The organism is Vibrio sp. 1978, assembly GCF_033344345.1.
On the sequence record NZ_JAWPOP010000716.1, the window covers coordinates 1 to 604 of the forward strand.

The 604-nt window shown below is 42.1% G+C and carries 1 protein-coding gene; it reads right to left on the reverse strand.

Annotated elements, in window-relative coordinates; translation table 11 throughout:
• Window positions 1-63: 63 nt before the first annotated feature.
• Window positions 64-604, reverse strand: a 541-nt coding sequence (locus R8N49_RS28715; protein WP_318190649.1) for an ArgP/LysG family DNA-binding transcriptional regulator, incomplete at its 5' end; no start/stop codon positions are given.

Consider the following 604-nt stretch of genomic DNA (forward strand, 5'->3'; position numbering starts at 1 on the left):
CTTTGGTGTAATTTCAACCATTCGTCATTTAATATTCGTCAGAAATGGTCGTCTATTCAATCACTACTGTGGTAAATGACGCTGTGCATAATTGACAATCGCTTGTGAAATCTCCTGCAATACGCCAGTTTCCAACTGCCAATGATGCCAATAAATACGATAAGACATCAGGAAGCCAGGCGTAACATCAATTAACGAGCCTTGCTCTAGCTCATCAGTAATTTGCAAACGAGGGATCAAACAATATGCCACTCCAGCTAACGCCATTTTGAGAAAGGCCTCTGAGCTACTGATGTTATGATGAATCACGCTATCAGGACGCACATTGAAATGCTCTGTGAGAAACTTTTTATGTAAGTCATCATACTGATCGTAGGAAACCGCTGGCGCCTTTGCTAAGGTCTGATTGTTTACACCTTCAGAAAAGTAACGCTGATAAAACTCAGGGTTAGCCACACAAACGTAATCAATTCGTCCTAAGTAATCGGCGCGACAATTTGGTATCGCTTGAGACTCTAAACTGATCGCCCCTGCGACCTCACCACTTTTCAGTTTTTCTATTGAACGTGATTCACCGTAAATCGTCAGCTTCAACTCTACTTGA